This is a genomic window from Agrobacterium larrymoorei (assembly GCF_037722385.1).
Taxonomy (GTDB): Bacteria; Pseudomonadota; Alphaproteobacteria; order Rhizobiales; family Rhizobiaceae; genus Agrobacterium; species Agrobacterium larrymoorei_C.
In genome coordinates this window covers 380,335-406,591 of sequence record NZ_JBBKAQ010000006.1, presented here as the reverse complement: position 1 = coordinate 406,591, position 26,257 = coordinate 380,335, and the positions used below count along the sequence as shown (strand labels likewise).

Here is a 26,257-nt window from a genome sequence, read left to right as displayed (position 1 = left end):
CGAATGGACGATGTGGCCGAACAGACGACGTTGCGAGAGAAGGCGTATGAAAGTTTTACGCACCATCTTCTCGCGCGCGACGTTAGGCCAGGTCAATTCATTTCCCAGCGCCGGCTCGTCGAAATGACCGGCCTGCCTCTCGGCGCGATCCGCGAGGCGATCCCGCGGCTTGAGGCAGAGGGGCTGATCAAGACTGTACCGCAGCGTGGTCTCCAGGTCGCCCATATCGATATCAATCTGATCCGCGAAGCCTTCCAGTTCCGCATATTGCTGGAAAAGGAAGCGGTAGCGAATTTCACCCGCACCGCCTCTGATGACGTGATTGCGGTGATGTTGAACGACCATCGCGAGATCGCCGAGCTTGCCAATCACGGCAAAGGCTCTCCGGAACTCGATGCCCGAGCCCAGGCCGTGGACTGGGGCATGCATGATGCCTTTATCGACGCGCTTGGTAACTCGATCATCTCGAATGCCTATCGCGTCAATTCGATCAAGATGCGCCTGATCAACCAGGAGCGCTTTCGCATCGCCGGTCATGTCAAATCGGTCATGGCCGAACACCTTGCCATCATCGAGGCCATTCAACGACGCGATGTCGATGAGGCGGTCGAGAGACTGGTTGCCCATATTCGTAGCGCGAGGGACAGAGCACTCGCTGTTTAACAAATCACCATACGCCTGGATGAGGAGATCCCGGCGAATAAGAGGAGGAACTTCATGACACATTCAATTATGAGCCCAACACGCCGCGCCTTCCTGGCCGGCACGGCCGCGCTCGGTGGCGCCGCCATGTTCGGGGTGCGCACTGCATCTGCAGCGGTGGACTGGAAGAAGCATGCTGGCACGACGCTTGAGGTCAACTTGGTCAAGAGCCCGCGCAGCGAAACGCTTCTGAAATACATCAAGGAATTCGAAGAACTGACAGGCATCAAGGTCAATGCCGAGGCAACGCCGGAACAGCAGCAGCGCCAGAAGGTGGTCATCGAACTGTCCTCCGGCAAGCCGAGCTTCGATGTCGTTCACCTGAGCTACCACGTTCAGAAGCGCCAGTTCGAAAAGGGCAAGTGGCTCGCCGATATCAGCGGCTTCATGAAGGACCCTTCGCTGACCGATCCTTCGCTGGTGGAAAGCGATTTTGCCGCGGCTGGGATGCAGTTTGCCAAGGACAGCGACGGCGTTCTGCGTTCGCTCCCCTTCTCGGTGGATTACTGGATCCTTTACTGGAACAAGGACCTGTTCGAAGCCAAGGGCCTGAAATATCCTCAGACTTTCGACGAACTGGTTGCCGCCGCAGAAGCGATTACCGATCCATCGACCAACACCTATGGTTTCGTCGCACGCGGCCTGAAGAACGCCAACACTCCGGTCTGGACCACCCTGATGCTCGGCTACGGCGGCGAGCCGATCACCGACGGAAAGCTCAACACCGAATCCAAGGAAGCAGTGGAAGCGGCCAAGCTCTATCAGCGCCTGATGACCAAGGCGGCACCTCCCGGTGTTTCTGGCTTCAACTGGGCTGAAGCGCAGTCTGCCTTCCTCCAGGGCAAGATCGGCATGTGGCTTGATGGCGTCGGCTTCGCACCGCCGATCGAAAACCCTGAAAAGTCCCGCGTGGTCGGCAAGACCGGCTACGGCGTGATGCCTAAGGGTCCGGCCGCGCAGGCTGCAGGCACATTCGGCGATGGTCTCGGTGTCGTCGAAGCCAGCACCAAGAAGGAAGCAGCCTACCTCTTCTGCCAGTGGGCGATCTCGCACGACATGGGCGCACGCCTTCTGCAGGCAGGTGCCGGCGTTCCGTTCCGCCAATCCATTCTGGAGGATGCGAAGGTGCGTGAGGGCGTCAAGATGCCAGCCGAGTGGCTGGATGCCGTGGTTGGTTCCGGCAAGGTGTCGAAGCTCGCACTGCCGGTCATCATTCCGGTGACCGAGTTCCGCGATATCTATGGCGTCGGTCTCACCAACATGATCGGCGGCGCAGATCCGGCCGCTGAACTCAAGAAGGCGACCGAACAGTTTGCACCTGTTCTGGCACGCAGCGAGGGATAAAGGTGTCTGTCAGCATAGAACACAATGCAGCGGTGACGAAGGCCGCACAGAGGAGCAAGCCGCCACGGCTTGCTCCCAACTACTGGCCTTTCGTCATTCCGGCTCTCGTCGTCATTGGCGCTGTGATCGTCTTCCCCTGGGTCTTTACCCTGTGGATGAGCGCGCAACGCTGGACGCTCGGGCAAGAGCAGAGTTTCATCGGCTTCGACAACTACATCCGCTTGGCAAGTGACGCGCGGTTCTGGGAATCGCTCTGGCACACGCTGGTCTATACGGTACTCTCGGTTGTCGCGCCGCTGTTCCTCGGCACCTTGGCTGCCCTTGTGTTCGATGCGCAGTTCCCGCTGCGCGGATTTCTTCGCGGCGTCTTCGTCATGCCGATGATGGCGACCCCGGTCGCCATCGCGCTCGTCTGGACCATGATGTTTCACCCGCAGCTCGGCGTACTGAACTATCTCCTCTCCTTCATCGGCATCGGTCCGCTGGAATGGATCTACAATCAGTCCACGGTCATACCTTCGCTGGTCCTTGTTGAAACATGGCAGTGGACGCCGCTTGTCATGCTGATTGTTCTGGGTGGTTTGGCAGCCGTGCCGCGTGAACCCTACGAGAGTGCGGAAATTGACGGCGCCAATGCCTGGCAGAAATTCCGCTACCTCACCATGCCGATGATCGCGCCGTTCCTGATGATCGCCGTCATTATCCGCTCCATTGATGCCGTAAAGAGCTTCGACATCATCTATGCGATGACGCAAGGGGGACCCGGCACGGCGTCGGAGACGATCAATATCTACCTCTACAATACCGCCTTTGCCTATTACGACATCGGTTATGCCTCGGCCATGGCCGTCGTCTTCTTCATCGTCATCATCGCGCTCTCCTTCGTCCTGCTGATGGTTCGTGCGCGTACCCAGTGGAACGAGATGGAGGATCGCTGATGTCCCGCAAAACCCTAGACCGCGTCGGCCTGTTCTTCATCGCGCTGGTGATGATTTCGCCCGTCATCCTGTTTTTCCTCTGGATGATTTCGCTCTCGTTGAAATTCGAAATCGATAACGGGGCCTATCCGCCGATCCTGATCCCAGAGCGCTTCGCCTGGTCGAACTATGTGAAGGTGTTCGAGGAAAACAACTTCTTCCTCTACTTCTGGAATTCCGTGCTGGTCACGGGCGCCGCCACCATCCTTGCGCTGGTGATCGGCGTTCCGGCAGGCTACGGCATTGCACGGCTGAAGGCGGAAAAAGCCGCGATCGTCATCATGATCGCTCGTATGACGCCCGGCCTCTCCTTCTTGATCCCGTTGTTTTTGCTGTTTCAATGGCTGAACCTGCTGGGGACACTGTGGCCGCAGATCATCATCCATCTGGTGGTGACTGTTCCGATCGTCGTCTGGATCATGATCGGCTACTTCGAAACGACACCGAAGGAGTTGGAAGAGGCGGCAAGCATCGATGGCGCGTCTTCCTGGCAGGTGTTCCGCCTCGTCGCATTGCCGATCGCCAAGCCCGGCATCGTCGTGTCCTTCATCCTCGCCGTCATCTTCTCATGGAACAACTTCGTCTTCGGCATCGTGCTTGCCAGTCGCGAAACACGAACGCTTCCAGTTGCGGTCTACAACATGCTGTCCTTCGAGCAGGTCAGCTGGGGTCCGCTGGCCGCCGCAGCACTGATCGTCACGCTGCCGGTTCTGTTGCTCACCATGTTCGCCCAAAAGCAGATCGTCGCTGGCCTCACAGCAGGCGCCGTCAAGGGCGGCTGATCGACAGGTCGCTGGAACGAATTTCATTACAGGATAATCATCATGGCACCCGTCAATATTCAGAATGTTCAGAAGCGCTTCGGCGCCGTCAATGTCATCCACGGTATCGATATCGATATTCGTGACGGAGAATTCGTCGTGCTGGTCGGCCCATCCGGCTGCGGCAAGTCCACCCTGCTGCGCATGATTGCGGGCCTGGAAGAACTCAGCGATGGCGAAATCCATATCGGTGCGCGCGAAGTCAGCCACCTTCCGGCCCGTGACCGCGATATCGCCATGGTCTTCCAGAACTACGCGCTCTATCCGCATATGACCGTCGCCGAGAATATGGGCTTCGCCTTGAAGCTCAAGAAGGTCGATGCCGCCGTGACAAAGGCGAAGGTGGACAAGGCGGCTGGCATTCTCGGCTTGGAGAAGCTGCTCGATCGCTACCCGCGACAGCTCTCCGGCGGTCAGCGCCAGCGTGTTGCCATGGGCCGCGCTTTGGTGCGCGATCCACAGGTGTTCCTGTTTGACGAACCCCTCTCCAACCTTGATGCCAAGTTGCGCGTGCAGATGCGCGGCGAAATCAAGTCCATGCATCAGCGCATTGGCACGACCACCATCTACGTGACGCACGATCAGGTGGAAGCCATGACCATGGCCGACAAGATCGTGGTGCTTCACGACGGCATCATCGAGCAGATCGGGGCGCCGCTCGAACTCTACGACCGCCCAGCCAATCTCTTCGTTGCCGGCTTCATCGGCTCGCCTGCCATGAACTTCATTCGCGGTCGTGTCGAAGAAGGCGTCTTCCGCACCACCAAGGGCGTGACGCTGCCTCTTCCGCCAACAGCAAATCCCGCAGCGCTCGGCGGGCGTGACCTGGTTTACGGTATTCGCCCCGAACATATCCGCGCGTCGGAAACCGGGATCGAAGGACGCGTCGAATTGGTGGAAGGCACCGGCTCGGAAATCTACGCCAAGCTCAATTGCAATGGCGAAGAGATCGCCTGCCTCTTCCGCGAGCGACTGGATATCCGCTTTGGCGACACCGTTCGTATTGCCATCGACCCCGCTTCGGTGCACCTGTTCGACAAGGAAACCGGCAAGCGAATCTGAGCATCGATGCAAAGCGAGACACACCAAGAGAACCACGGCCGCCATGTACTGTGCGTCGGAGCGGCGGTGCTGGATACCCTGTTTCGCGTGCACGACATGCCGAGCGGCCAAGGCAAAGTGTTGCCCTACGAGATGTTGCAGATCGCCGAAGGCATGGCATCGAGCGCCGCCTACACCGTCCACCGCATGGGTGGACGAGCAAGCCTATGGAGCGCTGTCGGCGATGACGAAACCGGCGTCCGCATTCTGCGCGACCTATCCGAAAGCGGCATCGATACGTCCGGCATGACAATTGCTGCGGGTGCGCGTTCTGCACTCTCCACAATCCTGATCGATGACGAAGGCGAGCGTTTGATCGTTCCCTTCTACGACCACAGGCTTCATGAGAACAAGCGCTCCTGCACACCGGCAGATCTTGCGCCGTTTGATGCCGTTCTGGTGGACGTGCGCTGGCCTGATTTGGCGCTCGATGTGCTAAGTGTTGCGCGCCAACTTGGCAAACATGCGATTCTGGACGGTGATGTTGCGCCGGTGGAGACTTTGGAACGGCTCGCCCCTGCCGCAAGCCACATCATCTTTTCCGAACCCGCCGCGCAACGGCTGACCGGCCTTTCTGACGTATCGGCCATGGTGCCGGTCTTGCATGCGCGCTACCCGCAGACCTTCATCGCCGTTACCGCTGGGCCTTCAGGCTGCTACTGGACGGAAGTCGGGGACGCTACCGTCCTTTTTCAGTCGACAATGGCGGTCGAAGCTGTCGATACGCTTGCTGCCGGCGATGTGTTTCATGGAACATTTGCGTTGGCTATCGCAGAAGGGATGGAAAGCCGTGCAGCCATCCAGCTGTCATCCGTCGCGGCCGCACTGAAATGCCAGATTTTCGGTGGAAGGACGGGCACACCGACGCGCGCAGAAGCCGAAGTGGCCATGGCCGCTTGGCTGGCAGAGACCGCCCCTCAAAGCTGAAGAGCGGCCTGTTACTATTTGGATCAGCCGGCCAGGATCGCCAGCAGCAGAAGCGCCACGATATTGGTGATCTTGATGGCGGGATTGACCGCCGGACCCGCTGTATCCTTGTAAGGATCGCCCACCGTGTCGCCGGTCACCGACGCCTTGTGAGCATCCGAACCTTTGACATGGCGCACGCCATCCTTGTCGACGAAGCCGTCTTCAAAGCTCTTCTTGGCATTGTCCCACGCGCCGCCACCGGATGTCATGGAGATCGCGACGAAGAGGCCGTTGATGATCACGCCGAGCAGTGAGGCGCCAAGGGCTGCGAAGGCCGAAGCCTTGGATCCGGAGATCAACAGCACGCCGAAATAGACGACGATTGGTGCCAGAACCGGCAACAGCGACGGGATGATCATTTCGCGAATGGCGGCTTTGGTCAGCAAATCCACGGCCTTGCCGTAATCCGGCTTTTCCGTGCCCTGCATGATGCCGGGCTTTTCGCGGAATTGGCGACGAACCTCCTCCACGATGGCGCCTGCGGCCTTGCCGACAGCGGTCATGGCGATGCCGCCGAAGAGGTATGGGATCAGACCGCCAAACAACAGACCTGCAACCACGTAAGGGTTTGACAGGCTGAAGGAGATTTCCCCGACATCCTGGAAGTAGGGGTAGGTCGCGCCGTTCGCCGCGAAGTAAGACAGGTCGTTGGCATAGGCCGCAAACAGAACAAGGGCGCCAAGTCCAGCAGAACCGATCGCGTAGCCTTTGGTAACGGCCTTGGTGGTGTTGCCAACTGCATCCAGCGCGTCAGTCGCCTTGCGCACATCTGGATCGAGACCCGCCATTTCGGCAATGCCACCGGCATTGTCCGTCACCGGGCCGAAGGCGTCGAGTGCTACTATCATACCTGCAAGACCGAGCATGGCTGTCACCGCAATGCCCGTTCCGAAGAGGCCCGCCAACTGGTAGGTCGAGATGATGCCGCCCACGATGACGATGGCGGGAAGTGCTGTCGATTCAAGCGAGACCGCAAGGCCCTGGATGACGTTGGTACCGTGGCCGGTGACGGAGGCTTGAGCGATGGAGTTGACCGGGCGCTTGTTCGTGCCGGTGTAGTATTCGGTGATCACCACGATCAATGCCGTCACCAACAGGCCGAGGAGGCCGCAGAAGAACAGGTTGGTGCCGGTGATATCGACGCCGGCAACGGTGCCGATCGAACCCCAACCGACGGTCAGTGAGGTTGCGACCGCAAGTCCTGCGACTGAGAAGATACCCGTCGCAATCAGACCCTTATAGAGCGCGCCCATGATCGAATTGTTGGTACCGAGCTTGACGAAGAAGGTGCCGGCAATCGATGTCAGGATGCAGACGCCGCAGATTGCCAGTGGGTAGAGCATGGCGCTTTCCAATACCGGCGCACCGGCAAAGAAGATCGCCGCCAGAACCATCGTCGCGACAACGGAGACCGCGTAGGTCTCGAAGAGGTCAGCGGCCATGCCTGCGCAGTCGCCGACATTATCGCCGACGTTGTCGGCAATGGTGGCCGGATTGCGCGGATCGTCTTCAGGGATGCCAGCCTCGACCTTGCCGACAAGGTCGCCACCAACGTCTGCGCCCTTGGTGAAGATGCCGCCGCCAAGACGGGCAAAGATCGAGATCAGCGACGCGCCGAAGCCGAGCGACACCAGCGCATCGATTACCTCACGCGAGCCCGTCGCATGGCCGAGCACCGAGGTCAGGATGAAATAATAGATGGAGACGCCAAGCAGCGCCAAGCCAGCCACGAGCATGCCGGTAATGGCGCCGGATTTGAATGCGATATTGAGACCGGCCGCGAGGCTGTGGGATGCGGCTTGCGCCGTACGAAGATTGGCGCGAACCGAGACATGCATGCCGACGAAACCGGCAGCACCGGACAAAACGGCGCCAATGACGAAACCGACTGCGGCTTCCGGAGAGAGAAGAACCCACGCGGCGATGGTAACGATGATACCGACGATTGCGATGGTTAGATATTGACGAGCGAGATAGGCCTGCGCCCCCTCGCGGATATAGCCTGCTATTTCACGCATGCGCTCATTGCCTTGATCGGCATCCAGAACGCTTTTCGTTGCCCAAATCGCATAAGCGATCGAAAGGGCACCGCATAAAATTACCAATGCAATGACGGTCATTCGCACTTACCTCCCATTGTGCCGGTTCGTCACATCTCCCCGGCGGGCGAAACCACATGCGGGGCGTGAGGCGCAGAACGCCTAACACCAGGATTGAGCCACTCGTTCCCCTCCCCGGGAACACTGGCTTGCGGTTGGGAGATTGCGTTGCGTCGAGGCGTCGCGTCAAGTGTGAAGATGGCGCTGAGGTGCTTATGGTTCTGATTCAGACGGCTTTTTGCGCCCGACTGAAAATCAATGTCAGCACGAGGATGAGGCAAAGACCAGCAACGGGCCAGATAACAAGGTTCATCACCGACCAGCCCCAGGCGGTGAAAACCTGGCCTGACGAGAAGGACGAAAGCGCTACCGTGCCGAAGAGGACGATATCGTGAAAACCCTGCACCTTGTCCGCTTCATGTGGACGGTAGCTGGAGGATACGATCGAGGTTGCGCCGATAAATCCGAAATTCCAGCCTGCCCCAAGCAGGATGAGCGCCAGCCAGAAATTCCAGAGCTCAACACCCATATGCGCGACGACGGCGCAGGCCATCAGGATGACGAGACCGGCTGCCACAACCTTTTCCGCCCCAAAGCGGGTGATCAGGACACCGGTGAAAAAGCTCGGCCCGAACATGGCGAGCACGTGCCATTGGATGCCAAGGGTGGCCAGCTCGCTTGGAAAGCCGCAGCCGATCACCATGGCAAGCGGCGCCCCTGTCATCATGAAGGTCATCAACGCATAGGAACCGATCCCGCAGATCATGCCGGTGATGAAGCGGCGCGTCGCGATGATTTCGAGGAGCGGCCTTGCAGGTGCGCTCGCAACCGTCTGTTTCAACTCCGGAAGCTTGAGAAAGCACAAAATCCCAGCGGCCAGAAGACCAAGCGGGATGAGGGCAACGAAGGTGCCGGCAAAGGTGACCGGAGCAAAGACATCCTTGCCGAAGATGGCAAGCTGAGGCCCGACAATGGCAGAGACAACCCCGCCCGCAAGAATCCAGGAAATGGCCTTCGGCTTGTAGAAGGATGGCGAAACGTCTGCCGCCGCAAAGCGGATCTTCTGGGTAAAGCCGCCGGCAAGACCGATCAACATCAGGCCGAGCGCAAAAAGCCAGAAATCCGTGCGGAATAGTGCAACGGATGCCAGCGCGCCGCCGGTCGAGCAGAGAAGTGCTCCAAGGATAAAGCCAGCTTTACGTCCAAGAAAACGAGCGGCAAGAGCAACCGCCACGGCGCCGAAAGCCACGCCGACATTGAAGCCGGTCAAGGGAGCGGTGGCCAAAGACTTGTCGGCACCGAGAAGCTGATAGCCCGCCAGTGCCCCAACCGAAAAACTCAATGGCCCGGCGGAGCCAAGGATAGCCTGCGCAGCGGTGAGAAGAAACACGTTGCGTTTCGCTTCAGACAATTGGCCTTCCAGGCCAGCAACCGTTCCCGAGCTCATGTCTTCCTCACCCTCCAAACCGGACCGTCTGCCGCGACACTATCTTGCGGCAGTACGTCAGGGTTTGCGGGAAATCAAAGCCGCTAAAGTGGCTTACAGTCCGTCCAAGAATTGGCGCTGGTCCAACGAAAGTGGTGTTTCGAACCCGGAGCGAAGCGTACTTAAAGTACGTGCGCACCGGAAGCGCGAAAAAATTGCCATTTGCAGGCGACCAGCGACGATTATCGGAGGGACTGTCAGCGCTTCGCTTCGCCGCGCACCTGCTTCGCGATACGATCCAGCACCGCGTTGACAAGCTTAGGCTCGTCATTTTCGAAAAACGCGCGGGCAATCTCGACATATTCGGTGACGATGACCGCAACCGGAACGTCCTTACGTTCAAGGATTTCGAAGGTACCAGCGCGCAGAATAGCGCGGACAGTGGTATCGAGACGCGATAGCGGCCAGTCTTCCTGAAGTGCCGAACGCACCAGCGGGTCGATTTTGGTCTGGTCGCGCACGACACCCGAAACGATGGAACGGAACCAGGACGGATCGGCCTTCAGGTAGGTCTCGCCATCCACTTCCTTGCCCAGGCGGTGCGCCTCATATTCGGCAACCACTTCCATGACGCCTGTACCGCCGACATCCATCTGATAGAGCGCCTGCACCGCTGCGAGGCGGGCTGCGCCACGCTGGTTGACAGGCTTGATGGATGGCTGACGCGGTTCTGCGCCGTTTTCGACACTCGTCATGCGATCAACCACCCAGCTTCTTCTTCAATTCGATCATCGTCAACGCGGCGCGCGCGGCAAAACCGCCCTTGTCCTTGTCGGAGCGACGAACGCGTGCCCAGGCCTGTTCGTCGTTCTCGACGGTCAGAATGCCATTGCCGATCGCAAGCGACTCGCTGACCGTCAGGTCCATGATGGCGCGTGAGGATTCGTTGGCGACGATATCGAAGTGATAAGTCTCGCCGCGAATGACCATGCCGAGAGCGACGAAGCCATCATATTCCGTGCCACCATTGTCGGCGCCGTCGAGCGCCATGGCGATCGCTGCCGGAATTTCCAGTGCGCCTGGAACGGTAATGATGTCGTAGGTGGCGCCAGCCTCTTCGAGCGCGAACTTTGCGCCATCGAGAAGGGCATCGGCCATATCGTCATAAAAGCGTGCTTCCACGATGAGAAGATGAGGCTGGGACATGGGAGTTTCCTGAAAATCTGCGCCGGATCATACCGGCTTTTGGCGCGGTCAAACCATGGCTGGCCGCACTTGGCAAGTATTTTTAATGCAAGGCTGCCGCGTGCGCGACCCCGCCAGTCGGTTTTCCTGGTGCCGATCAGCTTCTCTGCCAGGCAAGATGAAGACCAAGTCCCATCAAAATTGCACCGGCTCCGCGCCGGGCAATTGCTTGCGCGAAAGCCGACCGCTTCAACCGCCCGGCCGCAAGCCCTGCTACCAGAACCACGACAAAATCCGCCGAGGTGAAGATGATGTTGACGGCAACGCCGAGGATCAGGAACTGCAGCCAGATCGGAAACGCCGCGGCCGGATCGACGAATTGTGGCAGGAATGCCAGGAAGAACAACGCCGTCTTCGGGTTCAACACCTCAACGACAATGCTGTCGATGAAGGCCCGCTTTGCAGACTTCTGAGAAATCGTGACGCTGCCCGTTGCTTCGTCATTGAGCCGGGCTCTGAGCATGGAGAAGCCAAGCCAGATGAGATAGCAGGCACCGCCGAACTTGACCGCAAGATAGAGCCACGGCACCGCCTGAAACAGCACGGACAATCCTGCGGCCGCCGCAATGATATGGACATAACATCCAAGGTGGATACCGAGCACGGCCATCAAGCCGGCAGCGCGACCCCGTGCCATGGTCTGGGCGATGGTGTAGAGCATGGCCGGGCCTGGCACGTAGGCAAATAGAGCCGTCGTGATCAGGAATGCTGCAAGCAGTTCGTAAGATGCCACCGTGAGCTCCGCAAAGTTTGGCGCTCACTGAGCGCTATCACAATCGTCAGCAAGCATCCTACTTTGATGGAAATTCCGCAAGCCGCGCTGCGTAACGCGCCATGGTATCGACTTCGAAATTGACGAAATCGCCAGCCTTGCGATCACCCCATGTGGTCACAGAGAGCGTGTGACGGATCAACAGTACATCGAAGTCCGGTCCTTCGACCGCGTTTACGGTGAGCGAGGTTCCGTCCAGCGCAACCGAGCCCTTTGGCGCAACGAACTTCGCCAGACGCTCCGGTGCGCGCAGGCGGATACGCACCGCTTCCCCTTCCGGCTCGACGGACAGAATTTCCGCCTTACCGTCGACATGACCAGAAACGATGTGACCGCCGAGTTCGTCGCCGATTTTCAAAGCTCTCTCGAGATTGACGCGCGTTCCCGTTTGCCAAGCGGAGATGGTGGTCAGGCGAAGCGCTTCTTCCCAAGCTTCAACCTCATACCAGCGCTCGTTGCTGCCCGCTTCCGGCAGTTTTGTCACCGTCAGGCAGACGCCGCCATGGGAAATGGACGCACCCATATCGATGGTCTTTGGGTCGTAATTCGTCGCCACACGCAAACGCACGCCTTCAGCCAGCGGGTGAAGCTCGGAAACGGTTCCCACATCGGTGACGATACCCGTAAACATCAAAGCGGCCTTTCATAATCGAAACAGCGGTCAGGACCATAGACAGTCTCAGCGACCAGAGAATAGGTGTCAGGGATATCGGCGCGCTTGATCGGCGTTTCAATACCGCGCTCACCTATCACGACTGGGCTTTCAAACAACAGGATGCGATCCACCAAACCGGCATCAACAAAAGCCTTCGCAGCAACCGCTCCGCCTTCGACGAGAAGCTCGGACAGTCCTCGCGCACCGAGTATGAGGAGCAGATCCTCAAGATTTTTCGCCGGCAAGACTTCGGCGCCTGCCGATGCCAACTGAGCCCGCCTTTCCGCAAGATCTTGCGCTTTTGCAGCACCTGGCATCTCAACGACGATCAGCGGAACGTCACGAGCGGTCTTCACCAACTTCGAGCTGGTCGGCAATTCTAGTCGTCGGTCGAGCACGAAACGAATGGGGGAATGATGCTCCATGCCCGAAATGCGGACATTGAGTTCGGGATCGTCGGCGATAGCCGTTCCAATACCCACGAGAATGCCGTCGCAACGAGCGCGCAATTCATGCACGGCCCGGCGCGCTTCCGCCCCGGTAATCGCAACTTGGCCAGCGCCCCTGCGGCCGATCATGCCATCGGCGGATACGGCAAGTTTCAGGATCACGTGAGGGCGCTTCTTGATCTTGCGCGTGAGATAGGCGGCAAGTGCGCGCTCACCCTCCCTGCGTAGCACACCTGTCTGAACCTCAATCCCCGCATCGCGCAAGACCTGATAACCACGACCTGAGACGCGCTCATCCGGATCGTCCACGGCAACGACGACACGGGCCACGCCATGATGCGCCAAAGCATTGGCGCAGGGCGGCGTCTTTCCCCAGTGGGCACAGGGTTCGAGCGTAACATAGGCGGTAGCGCCACGCGCCGCTTCACCGGCAACGTCCAGCGCCTTGCGCTCGGCATGCGGCCTTCCGCCCACCGATGTGACAGCCTCAGCGACGATCACGCCATCCTTGACGAGAACGCATCCAACTGAAGGATTGGTATCGGTAAAGCCAGTGTTCCGACGCGAAACTTCAATGGCACGCGCCATGAATTTTTCGTCTTCGGCCCGAGAAGCCACGGTGTCAGGTCCCGGAATCTGTATCGCGGGCGATCTTGGCGTTGATTTCCGCAATGACGTTTTCGAAATCTTCCGCATGGGAAAAATCGCGATAGACCGAGGCGTAACGCACGAAGGCCACGTCGTCGAGGCTCTTCAACGCTTCCAATACCTGCAGGCCGATTTCTTCCGAAGCGATTTCCGTTTCGCCTGAGCTTTCCAGCCGGCGCACGATGCCCGACACGGCTCGCTCGATACGGTCGCGATCGACCGGGCGCTTGCGAAGCGCGATCTCGAAAGACCGCACCAGCTTCTCCCGATCGAATGCCAGCTTGCGACCGCTTTTCTTGATCACCATCAGTTCGCGCAACTGCACCCGCTCATAGGTGGTGAAGCGGCCGCCGCAATCCGGGCAGATGCGCCGCCGGCGGATGGAGGTATTATCCTCCGCCGGACGTGAGTCCTTGACCTGAGTGTCTTCAGAACCGCAGAAAGGGCAGCGCATCCAGTTGCTTTCTTACATGTAAGGGTACATCGGGAAGCGATCGGTCAGTGCTACGACCTTTTCGCGCACAGTCGCTTCCACAGCGGCATTGCCTTCGTCGGAATTGGCGACCTTCAGGCCGTCGAGAACTTCGACAATGAGCTTGCCGATTTCGCGGAACTCGGCTTCCTTGAAGCCACGGGTCGTACCAGCCGGCGTGCCGAGGCGAATACCGGAGGTGACGAAAGGCTTTTCCGGGTCGAAAGGAATGCCGTTCTTGTTGCAGGTGATGTAGGCGCGGCCAAGAGCTGCTTCTGCACGCTTGCCGGTGGCGTTCTTCTTGCGAAGATCGACCAGCATCAGGTGGTTGTCCGTGCCGCCGGACACGACATCGACGCCGCCTTCGATGAGCGTCTCAGACAGGGCCTTGGCGTTCTTGACGATCTGGGCTGCGTATTCCTTGAATTCCGGCTTCAGCGCTTCACCAAACGCCACGGCCTTGGCTGCGATGACGTGCATCAGCGGGCCGCCCTGAAGACCAGGGAAGACGGCCGAGTTGAACTTCTTCGCCAGATCTTCGTCATTGGTCAGGATCATGCCGCCGCGCGGGCCGCGCAGAGACTTGTGCGTGGTGGTGGTTGCCACATGTGCATGCGGGAATGGCGAAGGATGCTGACCACCGGCGACGAGGCCCGCAATGTGCGCCATGTCGACCATGAGGTAGGCACCGACTTCGTCAGCGATCTCGCGGAAGCGCTTCCAGTCCCAGACGCGGGAATAGGCCGTACCGCCAGCCAGAATGAGCTTCGGCTTGGTTTCCTTGGCCTTGCGCTCCACTTCGTCCATGTCGAGCAGGTTGTCGCCCTCACGAACGCCATAAGACACGACGTTGAACCACTTGCCGGACATGTTGACCGGCGAGCCGTGGGTCAAGTGACCTCCCGAATTTAGGTCGAGGCCCATGAAGGTGTCGCCCGGCTGCAAGAGCGCGAGGAAAACGGCCTGGTTCATCTGCGAACCGGAGTTCGGCTGAACGTTGGCAAAGTTGACGCCAAACAGTTTCTTTGCGCGGTCGATGGCAAGCTCTTCGGCAATATCGACGAACTGGCAACCGCCGTAATAGCGCTTGCCCGGATAGCCTTCAGCGTACTTGTTGGTCATGATCGAGCCCTGGGCTTCGAGCACGGCGCGCGACACGATGTTTTCCGAGGCGATCAGCTCGATCTCGTGACGCTGGCGACCCAGCTCCTTCTCGATCGCGCCAAAGATATCCGGATCGATTTCGGCAAGCGGCTTGGAGAAGAAGGCATCTGTGTTCGACATGATGAAGGCTCCTGAAACAGTAATGCGATGGCGTCTTAGCGCCCCACCCGTATAAGAGCAATAAGCGCAGCGAGATTTGACCGTCAAACTGCGACGTCCCGCGTAAAAAATGCAAAATGCGCGACATCAACAAAGAAAAAGCCGCGTCCATCGGATCGCGGCTTTTCGAGTTTTCTTTACTGAGCGATCAGTTGCGTGGCAACAGATCCTCGCCGATCGAGCCGGATGGCTGCTCCTGGGTGTTCGTCGTGTTCAGCGCCAGTTCGGCATTGCCGTCATTGCCGTAGATGTCATCGCGGAACTGCACGACGCCATCCTTGGCCGACCAAGCAGTGATGTAGACGAAGTAGACCGGGATTTCGGTCGCGAGCTTGATCGGCGTGTTGACGCGGCTGGCGATAACGCGCTCGATTTCCTGGCGCGACCAGCCGGGCGTGTCGCGCAGCATCCAGGTCGTCAGGTCGCGCACGTTCTGCACGCGTACGCAGCCGGAGGATTCAAAGCGCATCAGCTTGTTGAACAGGCCCTGCTGGGGCGTGTCGTGCATGTATTCGTTGTTCGGGTTGTGGAAGTTGATCTTGGTCGAGGACATGGCGTTGTTCTTGCCCGGGTCCTGACGGAACATCAGGTTCGGCGCCTTGGGCGCGAACCAGTCCACTGTCTGCGGCGACACTTCCTGACCGCGACCATCCAACAGACGGATGTTGTTGCGCTCCAGATAGGTCGGGTCCTTCTGCATCAGCGGAACGATGTCCTTTTCGACGATCGAGCGCGGCGCCGTCCAATACGGGTTGAGGATGATTTCGTAAATCTTCGAGTTGATGATGTGCGTCGGGCGGCTGGCGCGACCGACAACAGCCGTGTTGCGCAGAACCACGCGGTTGTTTTCCACCGCCTCGATCGAAGCTGCCGGGATGTTTACCATCACGTGACGAAGACCAAGATCACCTGCCATCGTCTGAATGCGGATAAGGTTGGTCTGCAGCTGCGCCATGCGCAGCTGGGCTGAAACGTTCAGCGCCTTCAGCGTATATTCGCCAATCACACCGTCGGCCGGCAGGCCGTGGCGTGCCTGAAAGCGCTTCAACGCGCCATCGACATAGGAATCGAACGCGCTGGAAATGCCGGCTTCGCGCGGAAGATCGCCCGAGATCATCAGACGCTGGCGAAGGGCCTGGACCGAAGGATCGTTCACGCCGATCTGCAGACGCTGCTGACTCTGCGGCACCTCCGGCCAACCACCGTTGGAAACGATCTGCTGATACTGCATGATCGCCTGCTGCATGTAGGCTGGCGCCTCAGGACCAAGAACCGGGTTGTTGGAAACGACGCCAACGGCCGAACGCGAGGAGTTCGCATCGAACTGATCGTCCCAATTGCCGCGACGCGACGATCCGATGAGATCGTTGAATGCATCCTGCGCCAGCGCAGGCGCAGCCAGCGCGACGGCGCCGAGCGAAACGGCGGAGCGCAACATGGCGCGGCGAGAGAGGAATTCGGGCACGGATTTCTTAGTCATTCTACCTACCAGCCATTTCGTCAGGCAACCTTATGGATGCCTAGAACAACATGATTAACAAACGTTTTCGGACGCCTGCCGGCAGGAAATACTTCATGCGAAATCAAAACCGTCGCATTATAGGATGATAGAAGAGACCGCCGGCTCCCTCGCTTTGGCGGTCCCATACCAATATGGCCAATTCGTGTCACCTTGACACTACTCACGAAGCTGTGTCGCCTCAGCCTTTTCAACGTGACCCGCGTAAAAATGCAACAAGCCGGATGCGTTTCCACATCCGGCTTTGCAAACTGAGTGCTGCTATGCCTTAGAGGCGATATGCGATCGAGTCGTTCCAGAAGCGATCAAGGCGCTGGAGCAGCTTGTTCATTTCGGCGAATTCGCCGGTGCCGATGCCGCCGACCTTTTCGATCGAACCGATGTGGCGTTCGTAAAGGCGGGCAACCGTTTCGGCGATGTCCTGGCCCTTGTCGGTGAGCGAAATGCGAACCGAACGGCGATCGATGCGCGAGCGCTGGTGGTTGATGAAGCCGAGGTCGACCAGCTTCTTGACGTTGTAGGAAACGTTCGAGCCGAGATAGTAGCCACGCGAGCGAAGCTCGCCGGCGGTCAGTTCGGAGGTGCCGATGTTGAAGAGGAGAAGTGCCTGAACGGCGTTGACGTCATCGCGACCCTGACGGTCGAACTCGTCCTTGATAACATCGAGAAGGCGGCGGTGCAGGCGTTCGACGAGATGGAGGGACTCCATATAGAGCGAACGGATGGCTTCTTCCTGTACGTCGGTTACAACTGCCTGTGGCTTTGCTTTGCTATTGATCATGACTGCCTCACTGTTTGTTTGGCGGTGTTGATTTTGTTTCCCGCCTTGAGAGCAAACCTAAGCAATGCGCATAAAATTCTACTTAAAATGCATCATTAACGAGTGGTTACCGGATGTGAGCACTCGGGGAGCCGCGGGTTCTGCCCCGCGGCGGGGATTTATCGTACGTAGTTAAATCAATGAGTTAGGCAAAAATTTTCGGCAAAATCGCGCCGCAAGAGCTTTAATTTTATGGTGAATCAATCCTTGCGCGCTCGTCATTTTGGCGCGCATCCAGCCAGAAAGCGACCTGGAATAGTATATAAACAGTTGCCACGATGCAGTGCATGACGGGGACAAGCGTGTTGCTGCCGAAGATATTGGGCCAGACCTTGTACATGGCAATCTGCGCTCCCGCGCCGATGACCCAGATGACGGCGCCCCATGAAACGCCCAGCCATAATCCGAGAGCTGCGACGGGAAAGACGACCGCCAGTCCCGTGCCAGCAACCCGCCAAGGAAGATTGAGCATATCGAAGCGGGCATGGCCGCTCAGCGTATAACCCGTCAGCATGGCCCAGTACTGGAGCCCGAACCAGAAACACGAGGCAGCCACCAGTCTAAGAAAGACGAGATAGAGGATTTCAGTCAGCGGTAGCTTCGGGTGCGGTGGAGAATCAGGTTCCATGACGCGAAGATACGTTTCCGGCATAACTCCTGCCAATGGATAATTGCGCGAGGTCACAACCCTCTTGAGCGGTGGGGGGGAGAGGGGTCCTTGCGTGGCGCTGAAACCTCAGAACAAGGTGAACCCTGCGTGTCGCAAAGCGCAATGGGCTTTCGGGCTCACTATGGGTCAGACCGTCGCATTCGCATAACCCTCCTCTTATGGTATGCCTTTCTCACACTTCAACGTTCCATGAGAACTAGCTTCTCGCACGGCTTCAAAGATTCAGACGGAAACACAATATGAGAGTAAGGGCGATGAACGCTATCCAGCGCGCCGGCTCTGAAGGAAAAGACATGACCGACAAGACCCATCTGGTAGATCACATCACCGGCCACCGCCGCATGCGGCGCATCCGCAAGGCCGACTGGACGCGCAGACTCGTGCGCGAGAACCAACTGACCGTCGATGATCTGATCTGGCCGGTCTTCGTCGTTCCCGGCACGAACATTATCGATCCAATCCCGTCGATGCCGGGGGTCAACCGTATGAGCGTCGACAAACTGGTTGAAGCGGCCAGGGAAGCGGCCGAACTCGGCATTCCCGCCATTGCGACATTCCCCAATATTGAAATGGAACTCAGAGACGAGACGGGATCGCAGGTGCTGGAAGCCAACAACCTGATCAACCAGGCAACAGCAGCGATCAAGAAGGCAGTACCGAATATTGGCGTGATCACCGATGTAGCGCTCGATCCCTTCACCAGCCATGGACATGACGGCATCTTGCGCGGCGACGATATCGTCAACGACGAAACGGTCGACCAGGTGGTAAGAGCTGCCATCATGCAGGCGGATGCGGGCGCGGATATCATCGCGCCTTCCGAAATGATGGATGGGCGGATCGGCGCGATCCGCCGCGGCCTCGATGCGGCGGGCCATCAGGGCGTCGGCATCATGGCCTACGCGACGAAATTCTCCTCGGGTTTCTACGGCCCCTATCGCGAAGCGATCTCTACCAGCGGTCTTCTGAAGGGTGACAAGAACAGCTACTACATCAGCCCCGCCAACGGCACCGAGGCAATGCGCGATGCCGCTCTCGATGTTGAAGAAGGTGCGGATATGCTGATGGTGAAGCCCGGCCTCCCCTATCTCGACATCTGTTGGCGGCTGAAGGATGCCTTCGGCCTTCCAACCTTTGCGTATCAAGTCTCCGGTGAGTACGCGCAGATCAAGGCGGCGGCGATGAATGGCTGGATCGATGGCGACCGGGTGATGATGGAAACCCTGCTCTGCTTCAAGCGGGCCGGTTGCGACGGCATCCTGACCTACTTTGCCATCGACGTGGCAAAAAAGCTCGCTAAGGGCTGAGGGCGAGGCTCATTGCATTTGCGGCGGTCCACACCATATCTTCCTTTGAAAAGGAGAAACCGCCGATGAGCTTTAACCCGAACCCGACCTACGTTCCGACAGAGGACTGGCGCGCCTATGAAGGCGTGCTAAGCCGTCGTGTCGTGGCGTTCATCATCGACTATTTGATGGTGCTTCTGCTGTGCATTCCGGCAGCCGTGATCGTGTTCTTCCTCGGCATTCTGACGCTTGGCTTTGGCTTCATGCTGTTCCCGGCGCTGTTCTTTATCGTCGCCATTCTTTATTTTGGCATGACGCTCGGCAGCGCCGCGCAGGCCACTCCAGGCATGCGCGTGGCCGGCATTCAGATGGCGCGCCTTGACGGCCGTCGGATCGACTTCCTGATTTCGACCGCCCATATCGCGCTTTTCTGGATCATCAACTCGATCCTGACACCCCTTATCCTGCTGGCAGGTCTGTTTACCGAGCGCTCGAGACTGGTCCACGACTTTCTCCTGGGCACGGTAACGATCAGAACCCACTAAAGGCATGGTGCGAAAACGCGAAGCCGCTTCGGTGGCTTCAATTTTATTGACAGGTCTCTTCGAGAGTTGACGTTTCCCACCTTTTTGTCATTCTGACACGGAAGGTTGGCTTGCGAAGGGAGCGATTGGGTTCGATGAACACGCAGACGACGCCTTCTCCGCAATTTTATCTCACCGCACCCGCTACTTGCCCATACCTTCCGAACCAGTTGGAGCGGAAGGTTTTTACGCATCTGGTGGGCCCCCGCGCGCCGGAGATGAACGACCTGCTGACCCAGGGTGGGTTTCGTCGCTCTCAAAACATTGCCTATCGCCCGGCCTGCGAAAACTGCCGCGCCTGTGTGTCCGTCAGGATTCTGGCTGAGGGCTTCACACCGACAAAATCGATGCGGCGCATCTTGGCGACCAATAACGATCTCGTGGCAACGGTCCATCGTGCCGAACCATCCACCGAGCAATTCTCGCTCTTCCGACGCTACCTTGACCACCGTCACACATCAGGTGGCATGTCGGACATGTCGGCGCTCGATTACGCGGTGATGGTGGAAGACACCCATGTCAACACGCGCATCATCGAATACCGGAAGCGGGAGCCGGGTGCGAGCATTGACGACAGCAAGCGCGGAGAACTGATTGCCGTCGCGTTGACAGACCTGATGAGCGATGGTCTCTCGATGGTCTATTCCTTCTTCAATCCCGATCTCGAGAAGCGCTCACTTGGCACCTTCATGATCTTGGATCACATTGCCCGCACGCGCACGCTTGGTCTGCCCCATGTCTATTTGGGCTACTGGGTCGATGGCTCAGACAAGATGGGATACAAGACGCGGTATCATCCCCAAGAGCACCTGACACCGCGCGGCTGGGAATTGTACACACCGGAAACTGTTTGACCCTGTAATTGCCGTATCTTCCCCACTATGTTATAACAACGTTATAACGGAGTGGTTGAGATGAATGTGACGGTTCGCAAGATTGGAAATTCCGAAGGAATCATCATTCCGAGAGAGGTTCTGGAAAGCCTCGGAGTGAGGGCAGGTGATGCGGTTAGCCTTGAAAAAAAAGAAGGCGAATGGCGCATCAGACCGGCAGATGAGACGTTCACTCGGCAGTTGGATCACGCCCGAGTCTTCATAGACAAATATAAGGTCGCTTTGAAGAAGCTTGCAGAATGACGGATTTCGTTTTTCTGGATGGCAAGCTTGTTGAGCAGCTACATCAAATGCAGATCGAACATTTCCGCGGAAGTCACGGTCTGCGGGACGAAGCACTGCTCGATTCCGCACTCAACCGTCCTGTCAACAAAGCTGCAAATGACTGCGACGACTGCTGCGAACTTGCGGCGGCCTACCTGTTCGGCCTCGCGAGAAACCATCCTTTCGTTGATGGAAACAAAAGAATAGCCAGCGTGACAGCCGGCGTTTTCTTGATGGAGAACGGCTTCATGCTCGAGACAGACGACGCAAAGCTCTATGCGTTTGTAATGGCGGTCGCAGCAGGCGAAATCGATGAGGAAGGGATAACGCGCTTTCTCAAGGATCATGTTTTGCCGCTGACAAGCGTCTTATAAATGATGCCGAGCCAAAACCGCTGGGCGGTTTTGGCTCGTGTTTCAGCCGCCAAACTTTCCGCTGCGCGGGAAGCCCTTCGGAACGTTGCGACCGACACCGGCGCGATCGCCCATCCATTCAAGCAGCTCGTCTCCGACCTTGGAGAAGGAACGCCCGGCGCTGTCTTCCCAGGACAGACCAGTCGCGATCGCGAAGCACTTCACGTCGGAGACGCCGCCATCCTTGTAGCGCTGCAAGCGAACGCCCTTGCCGCGCGACATTTCCGGCACTTGCGAGAGTGGGAAGGTCAACATCTTGCGATTTTCGCCGACGACGGCAACGTGATCGCCGGTGATGGGCACAACGAGTTTGGCTTCGTCCGGCATGGACACATTCATGATCTGCTTGCCCTTGCGGGTGTTGGCGACCATTTCCGTTTCCGGAATGATGAAGCCATTGCCGCCGGTCGAAACGATCAGGAGCTTGCGGGAGGCATCGTGGACGAAGGCGGTCAGGATGTCCTGATCGTTCTCCATATCCACCATGATACGCACCGGCTCGCCATGTCCACGTCCGCCGGGGAGCTTGTCGGCGCCAAGTGTATAGGCTTTGCCGCCAGTGGTGAGGAGCAGCAGCTTGTCGGTCGTCTGCGCCGGGAAGGCCAGCTTCGGCCCGTCACCTTCCTTGAAGGTGAGGCTCGACGTATCCGACATATGGCCCTTCAACGCCCTGATCCACCCCTTCTGCGAGATGACGATCGTGACCGGTTCTTTCTCGATCATCGCCTGCTGAATGGCTTCGACGTCGGCATTCGGCGCATCGGCAAACTGCGTACGGCGGCGGCCGAGTTCGGTTGCCTTGGCATACTTCTTCTTGACCTCGCCGATTTCCCAGGAGACCGCCTGCCACTGCTTGTCGTCGGATGCCAGAAGGGACTCGATCTCGCCCTTTTCCTTGCTGAGTTCGTCGAATTCCGTGCGGATTTCAAACTCTTCCAGCTTGCGCAGTGAGCGAAGGCGCATGTTGAGAATGGCTTCGGCCTGATTGTCCGTCAGGCCGAACCGCGCCATCATGAATGGCTTGGGCTCGTCCTCTTCGCGGATGATGCGGATGATCTCATCGATATTGAGATAGGCGATCAACAGGCCGCCTAGGATCTCCAGTCGACGATCGATAGCTGCCAGCCGGAACTTCGAACGACGAACCAGGACTTCCTTGCGGTGTGCCAGCCACTCGGTGAGCACCTCGTTCAGCGCCATGACCTTCGGCACGCGGCCAAGCGACAGGACGTTCATGTTCAGCGGGATGCGGCTTTCCAGATCTGACAGACGGAACAGCGATTCCATCAGCAACGTCGCGTCCACGGTGCGGTTCTTCGGCACCAGAACGATACGAACGTCTTCAGCGGATTCGTCGCGCACGTCTTCCAGAAGCGGCAGCTTTCGGGCCAGCAGCAGTTCGGCGATCTTTTCGATCAGGCGCGATTTCTGCACCTGGAAGGGAATTTCAGTGACGACGATCTGATAACCGCCACGACCGAGATCTTCCGTTTCCCATTTGGCGCGAACGCGAAAACCGCCGCGACCGGTCTTGTAGGCTTCGAGGATATTCTCGCGGCTTTCGATGATGATGCCGCCTGTCGGCAGGTCCGGACCGGGAATGAAGTCCAGCAGCGTTTCGACGCTCGCATCCGGATGCTTGATCAGGTGAAGGGCCGCGTCGCAGATTTCATGGGCGTTGTGCGGCGGGATAGATGTCGCCATACCGACTGCAATCCCGGAGGAGCCATTGGCCAGAAGGTTCGGGAAGGCGCCGGGCATGACCACCGGTTCTTCGTCTTCCTCGTTATAGGTCGGGCGGAAATCGACTGCGTCCTGCTCGATGCCTTCCAGAAGCAGAGCCGCGACGTCGGTCATGCGCGCTTCGGTGTAACGATAGGCGGCAGCGCCGTCGCCATCGATATTGCCGAAGTTGCCCTGGCCATCCACGATCGGATAGCGCTGCGAAAAATCCTGGGCGAGGCGCACAAGGGCATCATAGACCGACTGGTCACCGTGCGGATGGAACTTACCGATCACGTCACCGACGATACGAGCGCACTTTTTGAAGGCGGTATTCGGACGAATGCCCATCTCGCTCATGGCGTGAATGATGCGTCGATGGACCGGCTTTAATCCGTCACGGACATCCGGAAGGGCACGGTGCATGATCGTCGAAAGCGCATAGGCCAGATAGCGCTCTTCGAGCGCCGCCTTCAGATCGACCGGCAGAATATGATCGTCATCGCCGCCCGATGGCGGAACAAGATTTTTTCCCATGGCGCCTGCCTATCGGAAATAGGCGCTTCGGGCAAGAAAACCAGGCTTTCTGCGCTGTGGATGACAGGCGTTAAGCCTATATTTCTATGCAATCTTGTTTTTGTGCCGCAATTCAGCCATTCGTTGCGCAGTACCACTTCGTTCAATCGCGCTGAAGCTGCAAATCTGTATGCGTGATGCCTATTCTTGTTGCGGATTTTCGCACCTTAAGGGAAGAGACAGAATGAGACTTGAAACCACACGGAATTTCCTGTTTGCCAGCGCCGCCCTTGTGGCTTTTGCGTCTCCGGCTTTCGCCTTGGATGGCGCCGATGTGCTGAAGAAAATGAATGCGGCCTATCACGTTCAAGGCGCGGCAATCACTGCAAAGTCCATCGCCACCAATGGCGACAATGTCACGCTGTCGGGCGTCGTCTTAGGCAACGGCGCGAATCCCGCGCAGCAACTGCCCATCGGCGACGTCAAGCTTGAAGGTGTCGAAGAAGCCAATGGCGGCTACACCATCGAGAAGATGAGCTTCGACAATATCAACTACGCCAAGGACAAGATGGCCGTTACCGTCGACGACATCTACATGACGGGCGTAGTGGTTCCAGGCGATACGACAGCGGGCACCGTTGATGCCCTGCTATTCTACGACGAAGCCCATACCGGCCCGGCGTCCATCAAGATCGATGGCAAGGAAGCGTTTTCGATCGCCGAGAGCAATACCACGATGACGAAGAGCGAAGATGGCGGCACCGTCAGCTTCGATCTGACCGCTGAGGGCTTCAAGGGCGATCTGAGCGGCGTCAAAGATCCGAAGTCCAAAGAGGCGATCGACGCGCTCAAGCTGCAAACGCTGAGCGGCGACCTCACTGTCAATGGCTCTTGGGAAGTGGCCCCCGGCACGATCAATGTCGATGAATATGCCATCGACATCGAGAATGTTGGCCGGCTTGATATGAGCTTCAGCATCTCCGGCTATACGATGGCTTTCATCAAGTCGATGCAGGATGCCGTGAAGGCTCAGGAAGCCAACCCCAACAAGGAACAGGCAGATCAGGCCTTCGGTCTTGCCATGCTTGGCCTCATGCAGCAGCTGACCTTCAACAACGCCAAGATCAGCTTCGATGATGCCGGCATCACCAAGCGGGGTATCGATTACGCCGCCAAGGAGCAGAACACCACGAGCGAACAGCTCTCGCAGATGATCAAGGGCATGGCGCCACTGATGGTCGCGCAGTTGAACATTCCGGAACTGCAGAATGCCGTTTCTGCCGCCGTGAACACCTATGTCGACGATCCGAAGAACTTCACGATCTCGGCAGCACCGGCAAAGCCCGTTCCCTTCCCAATGATCATGGGTGCGGCGATGGGTGCGCCAAATACGATCCCGAGCGTTCTTGGCGTTACCGTTACCGCCAACGAATAGTTTCTTCAGGAAGCCCCGGACCGGCCGTCCGGGGCTTTTTTTGGACATATCGTAGCTGCGAAACCTCGACATCACTGTTTCAAATCATCCTTCGATAAGCAGCAGACTTCGAACCAACCGAACGGTGCGCTGATCTTGCGCGGTCGCCTTGCGCGCTCTAAAACCCCTAACACATCTAGACCTCTGCTTAAGGCGAAAGAGAAACCATCTCTTTTGTCATTCGAAGATGGAATGACATCGTGCAAGACAATATCAGCGGCTCCGTCATCGTCATTTCCAGCCATGTGATGCGCGGCTCGGTCGGCAATCGAGCGGCTGTGTTTGGCTTGGAGACGCTTGGTTTTCCCGTCTGGGCTGTTCCCACAATCGTCATGCCGTGGCACCCAGGCCAGGGAGCTTCCACACGGTTGCGTTTCGATGGCGAGGCCTTTGACGCGGCGATGGGAGATCTGGCGGCATCGAAATGGCGTGGAGAAGTCAAAGCAGTCCTCACGGGATATTTCGGCAGCGCCGATCAGGTGCGGTCGGTCGCGCGTCTGATCCGGACGCTGAGAGAGAACAATCCCGATCTGATCTATGTCTGCGATCCGGTCATGGGAGACAAGGGCGGGCTTTATGTCCCGATCGAGACCGCCGAGGCGATCCGCGACGAGCTCGTCCCGCTCGCAACGCTTTCCACGCCCAATCGCTATGAGCTGGCGTGGATGAGCGGTGCCACGCTCGATACCAATGCGGAAATCACGGATGCGGCTCTTGCGCTTGGGCCGCCAAAAATGCTCGTTACGTCCGCCGTACCAATGATGGCAAATGGCATCGGCAATCTCTTCCTGAGTGGTCGCCATGCGCTACTTGCCGAACACCGCGCCATAGACAACGTGCCGAACGGACTAGGCGATCTACTTGCCGCAGTTTTTCTCGCTCGTATGCTTCAGGGCGTGGATGACGAAAGGGCGCTGCAATTGGCAACCGCCAGCGTCTTTGAAATTCTCGCCCGCACCATGAAGCGTGGCGCAAACGAACTGACCCTTGAAACGGACGCGTCGAGCCTTTCCACACCCATGGCGATGGTTCAGATGCGCCATCTCTTGCATCCTGCCCGCAGCAAGGGCAAATAGCGGGCAAGCTTCATGCG

26 protein-coding genes are annotated in these 26,257 nt (G+C 58.2%); 13 read left to right on the top strand and 13 right to left on the bottom strand.

Going from position 1 to position 26,257, the window contains the following annotated elements:
• Positions 1–3: 3 nt before the first annotated feature.
• The 6 genes from WKI41_RS11540 to WKI41_RS11515 are packed head-to-tail and all read left to right on the top strand — an operon-like array spanning position 4 to position 5,872.
• On the top strand, positions 4–663 hold the full coding sequence (locus tag WKI41_RS11540; RefSeq protein WP_340193629.1) for a GntR family transcriptional regulator: 660 nt from the start codon (positions 4–6) through the stop codon (positions 661–663).
• A 54-nt stretch (positions 664–717) separates the two neighbouring features.
• Positions 718–2,046 carry an ABC transporter substrate-binding protein gene (locus WKI41_RS11535; protein ID WP_340193628.1) on the top strand — a complete coding sequence of 443 codons (1,329 nt, stop codon included), beginning with the start codon at positions 718–720 and terminating at the stop codon, positions 2,044–2,046.
• Positions 2,043–2,984: a carbohydrate ABC transporter permease gene (locus tag WKI41_RS11530; RefSeq protein ID WP_425341020.1), complete on the top strand. Its 942-nt coding sequence runs from the start codon at positions 2,043–2,045 to the stop codon at positions 2,982–2,984. Before WKI41_RS11535 ends, WKI41_RS11530 begins: the two co-directional genes overlap by 4 nt.
• The gene (locus WKI41_RS11525; RefSeq protein WP_340193626.1) at positions 2,984–3,805 is read left to right on the top strand and encodes a carbohydrate ABC transporter permease; all 822 of its coding nucleotides are present in this window, start codon (positions 2,984–2,986) and stop codon (positions 3,803–3,805) included. The genes WKI41_RS11530 and WKI41_RS11525 overlap by 1 nt, the downstream gene beginning before the upstream one ends.
• Positions 3,806–3,847: 42 nt before the next feature.
• Complete coding sequence (locus WKI41_RS11520; RefSeq protein WP_340193624.1) at positions 3,848–4,906, top strand: sn-glycerol-3-phosphate ABC transporter ATP-binding protein UgpC; 1,059 nt, start codon at positions 3,848–3,850, stop codon at positions 4,904–4,906.
• 6 nt (positions 4,907–4,912) lie between these two features.
• A complete protein-coding gene (locus WKI41_RS11515; RefSeq protein WP_340193623.1) occupies positions 4,913–5,872 on the top strand; it encodes a sugar kinase in 960 nt (319 codons plus the stop codon).
• Positions 5,873–5,895: 23 nt separating this feature from the next.
• On the opposite strand, the gene WKI41_RS11510 is transcribed toward WKI41_RS11515, so the two are convergent.
• The 12 genes from WKI41_RS11510 to WKI41_RS11455 form a co-directional block, all read right to left on the bottom strand.
• Positions 5,896–8,034: a sodium-translocating pyrophosphatase gene (locus tag WKI41_RS11510; RefSeq protein ID WP_340193622.1), complete on the bottom strand. Its 2,139-nt coding sequence runs from the start codon at positions 8,032–8,034 to the stop codon at positions 5,896–5,898.
• A gap of 205 nt (positions 8,035–8,239) precedes the next feature.
• Positions 8,240–9,460 (bottom strand): MFS transporter, encoded by a 1,221-nt coding sequence (locus WKI41_RS11505; protein WP_340193621.1) that lies wholly within the window; start codon positions 9,458–9,460, stop codon positions 8,240–8,242.
• Positions 9,461–9,696: 236 nt separating this feature from the next.
• Entirely contained in the window at positions 9,697–10,194 is a 498-nt protein-coding gene (gene nusB, locus WKI41_RS11500) for a transcription antitermination factor NusB (RefSeq protein WP_027676188.1), read from the bottom strand.
• Positions 10,195–10,198: 4 nt separating this feature from the next.
• Positions 10,199–10,645, bottom strand: a complete 447-nt coding sequence (gene ribH, locus WKI41_RS11495) for a 6,7-dimethyl-8-ribityllumazine synthase (RefSeq protein ID WP_296013881.1) — start codon at positions 10,643–10,645, stop codon at positions 10,199–10,201.
• A 136-nt stretch (positions 10,646–10,781) separates the two neighbouring features.
• Positions 10,782–11,417, bottom strand: coding sequence for a LysE family translocator (locus WKI41_RS11490; RefSeq protein WP_340193620.1), 636 nt, complete (start codon positions 11,415–11,417; stop codon positions 10,782–10,784).
• 58 nt (positions 11,418–11,475) lie between these two features.
• On the bottom strand, positions 11,476–12,087 hold the full coding sequence (locus tag WKI41_RS11485; protein ID WP_340193618.1) for a riboflavin synthase: 612 nt from the start codon (positions 12,085–12,087) through the stop codon (positions 11,476–11,478).
• A complete protein-coding gene (ribD, locus tag WKI41_RS11480) occupies positions 12,087–13,178 on the bottom strand; it encodes a bifunctional diaminohydroxyphosphoribosylaminopyrimidine deaminase/5-amino-6-(5-phosphoribosylamino)uracil reductase RibD (RefSeq protein WP_340193617.1) in 1,092 nt (363 codons plus the stop codon). Before ribD ends, WKI41_RS11485 begins: the two co-directional genes overlap by 1 nt.
• A 4-nt stretch (positions 13,179–13,182) precedes the next feature.
• Positions 13,183–13,662 (bottom strand): transcriptional regulator NrdR, encoded by a 480-nt coding sequence (gene nrdR, locus WKI41_RS11475; protein WP_062423522.1) that lies wholly within the window; start codon positions 13,660–13,662, stop codon positions 13,183–13,185.
• Between the two features lie 12 nt (positions 13,663–13,674).
• A complete protein-coding gene (glyA, locus tag WKI41_RS11470) occupies positions 13,675–14,964 on the bottom strand; it encodes a serine hydroxymethyltransferase (protein ID WP_340193615.1) in 1,290 nt (429 codons plus the stop codon).
• A gap of 187 nt (positions 14,965–15,151) precedes the next feature.
• Positions 15,152–16,483 (bottom strand): L,D-transpeptidase family protein, encoded by a 1,332-nt coding sequence (locus tag WKI41_RS11465; RefSeq protein ID WP_340193614.1) that lies wholly within the window; start codon positions 16,481–16,483, stop codon positions 15,152–15,154.
• Between the two features lie 307 nt (positions 16,484–16,790).
• The gene (gene ldtR, locus WKI41_RS11460; RefSeq protein ID WP_186330162.1) at positions 16,791–17,300 is read right to left on the bottom strand and encodes a transcriptional regulator LdtR; all 510 of its coding nucleotides are present in this window, start codon (positions 17,298–17,300) and stop codon (positions 16,791–16,793) included.
• 232 nt (positions 17,301–17,532) lie between these two features.
• Complete coding sequence (locus WKI41_RS11455; RefSeq protein ID WP_340193613.1) at positions 17,533–17,970, bottom strand: DUF6163 family protein; 438 nt, start codon at positions 17,968–17,970, stop codon at positions 17,533–17,535.
• A gap of 335 nt (positions 17,971–18,305) precedes the next feature.
• Between WKI41_RS11455 and hemB the strand changes: the two genes are divergently transcribed.
• The 5 genes from hemB (at position 18,306) to WKI41_RS11430 (ending at position 21,413) form a co-directional block, all read left to right on the top strand.
• The gene (gene hemB / locus WKI41_RS11450) at positions 18,306–19,319 is read left to right on the top strand and encodes a porphobilinogen synthase (RefSeq protein ID WP_340193612.1); all 1,014 of its coding nucleotides are present in this window, start codon (positions 18,306–18,308) and stop codon (positions 19,317–19,319) included.
• A 65-nt stretch (positions 19,320–19,384) separates the two neighbouring features.
• Positions 19,385–19,843, top strand: coding sequence for an RDD family protein (locus WKI41_RS11445; protein ID WP_340193611.1), 459 nt, complete (start codon positions 19,385–19,387; stop codon positions 19,841–19,843).
• 134 nt (positions 19,844–19,977) lie between these two features.
• Entirely contained in the window at positions 19,978–20,736 is a 759-nt protein-coding gene (locus WKI41_RS11440) for an arginyltransferase (RefSeq protein WP_340193610.1), read from the top strand.
• Between the two features lie 60 nt (positions 20,737–20,796).
• A complete protein-coding gene (locus WKI41_RS11435) occupies positions 20,797–21,018 on the top strand; it encodes an AbrB/MazE/SpoVT family DNA-binding domain-containing protein (protein ID WP_340193609.1) in 222 nt (73 codons plus the stop codon).
• Complete coding sequence (locus WKI41_RS11430) at positions 21,015–21,413, top strand: type II toxin-antitoxin system death-on-curing family toxin (RefSeq protein WP_340193608.1); 399 nt, start codon at positions 21,015–21,017, stop codon at positions 21,411–21,413. Before WKI41_RS11435 ends, WKI41_RS11430 begins: the two co-directional genes overlap by 4 nt.
• A gap of 42 nt (positions 21,414–21,455) precedes the next feature.
• Here the strand turns inward: WKI41_RS11430 and parC are convergent, their stop codons facing one another.
• On the bottom strand, positions 21,456–23,711 hold the full coding sequence (gene parC / locus WKI41_RS11425; protein WP_340193607.1) for a DNA topoisomerase IV subunit A: 2,256 nt from the start codon (positions 23,709–23,711) through the stop codon (positions 21,456–21,458).
• A gap of 223 nt (positions 23,712–23,934) precedes the next feature.
• On the opposite strand from parC, the gene WKI41_RS11420 reads away from it, so the two are divergent.
• Together WKI41_RS11420 and pdxY are read left to right on the top strand one after the other, a co-directional pair.
• Positions 23,935–25,125, top strand: a complete 1,191-nt coding sequence (locus tag WKI41_RS11420; protein ID WP_340193606.1) for a hypothetical protein — start codon at positions 23,935–23,937, stop codon at positions 25,123–25,125.
• A gap of 239 nt (positions 25,126–25,364) precedes the next feature.
• The gene (gene pdxY / locus WKI41_RS11415) at positions 25,365–26,240 is read left to right on the top strand and encodes a pyridoxal kinase PdxY (RefSeq protein WP_340193604.1); all 876 of its coding nucleotides are present in this window, start codon (positions 25,365–25,367) and stop codon (positions 26,238–26,240) included.
• Positions 26,241–26,257 lie beyond the last annotated feature (17 nt).

Excerpts from the sequence above, each read along its gene's own strand:
- WKI41_RS11540 (WP_340193629.1), top strand. The coding sequence starts at position 4 with ATGGACGATGTGGCCGAACAGACGACGTTGCGAGAGAAGGCGTATGAA.
- WKI41_RS11535 (WP_340193628.1), top strand. The coding sequence starts at position 718 with ATGACACATTCAATTATGAGCCCAACACGCCGCGCCTTCCTGGCCGGC.
- WKI41_RS11525 (WP_340193626.1), top strand. The coding sequence starts at position 2,984 with ATGTCCCGCAAAACCCTAGACCGCGTCGGCCTGTTCTTCATCGCGCTG.
- WKI41_RS11520 (WP_340193624.1), top strand. The coding sequence starts at position 3,848 with ATGGCACCCGTCAATATTCAGAATGTTCAGAAGCGCTTCGGCGCCGTC.
- WKI41_RS11515 (WP_340193623.1), top strand. The coding sequence starts at position 4,913 with ATGCAAAGCGAGACACACCAAGAGAACCACGGCCGCCATGTACTGTGC.
- WKI41_RS11510 (WP_340193622.1), bottom strand. The coding sequence starts at position 8,034 with ATGACCGTCATTGCATTGGTAATTTTATGCGGTGCCCTTTCGATCGCT.
- WKI41_RS11505 (WP_340193621.1), bottom strand. The coding sequence starts at position 9,460 with ATGAGCTCGGGAACGGTTGCTGGCCTGGAAGGCCAATTGTCTGAAGCG.
- nusB (WP_027676188.1), bottom strand. The coding sequence starts at position 10,194 with ATGACGAGTGTCGAAAACGGCGCAGAACCGCGTCAGCCATCCATCAAG.
- ribH (WP_296013881.1), bottom strand. The coding sequence starts at position 10,645 with ATGTCCCAGCCTCATCTTCTCATCGTGGAAGCACGCTTTTATGACGAT.
- WKI41_RS11485 (WP_340193618.1), bottom strand. The coding sequence starts at position 12,087 with ATGTTTACGGGTATCGTCACCGATGTGGGAACCGTTTCCGAGCTTCAC.
- nrdR (WP_062423522.1), bottom strand. The coding sequence starts at position 13,662 with ATGCGCTGCCCTTTCTGCGGTTCTGAAGACACTCAGGTCAAGGACTCA.
- glyA (WP_340193615.1), bottom strand. The coding sequence starts at position 14,964 with ATGTCGAACACAGATGCCTTCTTCTCCAAGCCGCTTGCCGAAATCGAT.
- WKI41_RS11465 (WP_340193614.1), bottom strand. The coding sequence starts at position 16,483 with ATGACTAAGAAATCCGTGCCCGAATTCCTCTCTCGCCGCGCCATGTTG.
- WKI41_RS11455 (WP_340193613.1), bottom strand. The coding sequence starts at position 17,970 with ATGGAACCTGATTCTCCACCGCACCCGAAGCTACCGCTGACTGAAATC.
- hemB (WP_340193612.1), top strand. The coding sequence starts at position 18,306 with ATGACCGACAAGACCCATCTGGTAGATCACATCACCGGCCACCGCCGC.
- WKI41_RS11445 (WP_340193611.1), top strand. The coding sequence starts at position 19,385 with ATGAGCTTTAACCCGAACCCGACCTACGTTCCGACAGAGGACTGGCGC.
- WKI41_RS11440 (WP_340193610.1), top strand. The coding sequence starts at position 19,978 with ATGAACACGCAGACGACGCCTTCTCCGCAATTTTATCTCACCGCACCC.
- WKI41_RS11435 (WP_340193609.1), top strand. The coding sequence starts at position 20,797 with ATGAATGTGACGGTTCGCAAGATTGGAAATTCCGAAGGAATCATCATT.
- WKI41_RS11430 (WP_340193608.1), top strand. The coding sequence starts at position 21,015 with ATGACGGATTTCGTTTTTCTGGATGGCAAGCTTGTTGAGCAGCTACAT.
- parC (WP_340193607.1), bottom strand. The coding sequence starts at position 23,711 with ATGGGAAAAAATCTTGTTCCGCCATCGGGCGGCGATGACGATCATATT.
- WKI41_RS11420 (WP_340193606.1), top strand. The coding sequence starts at position 23,935 with ATGAGACTTGAAACCACACGGAATTTCCTGTTTGCCAGCGCCGCCCTT.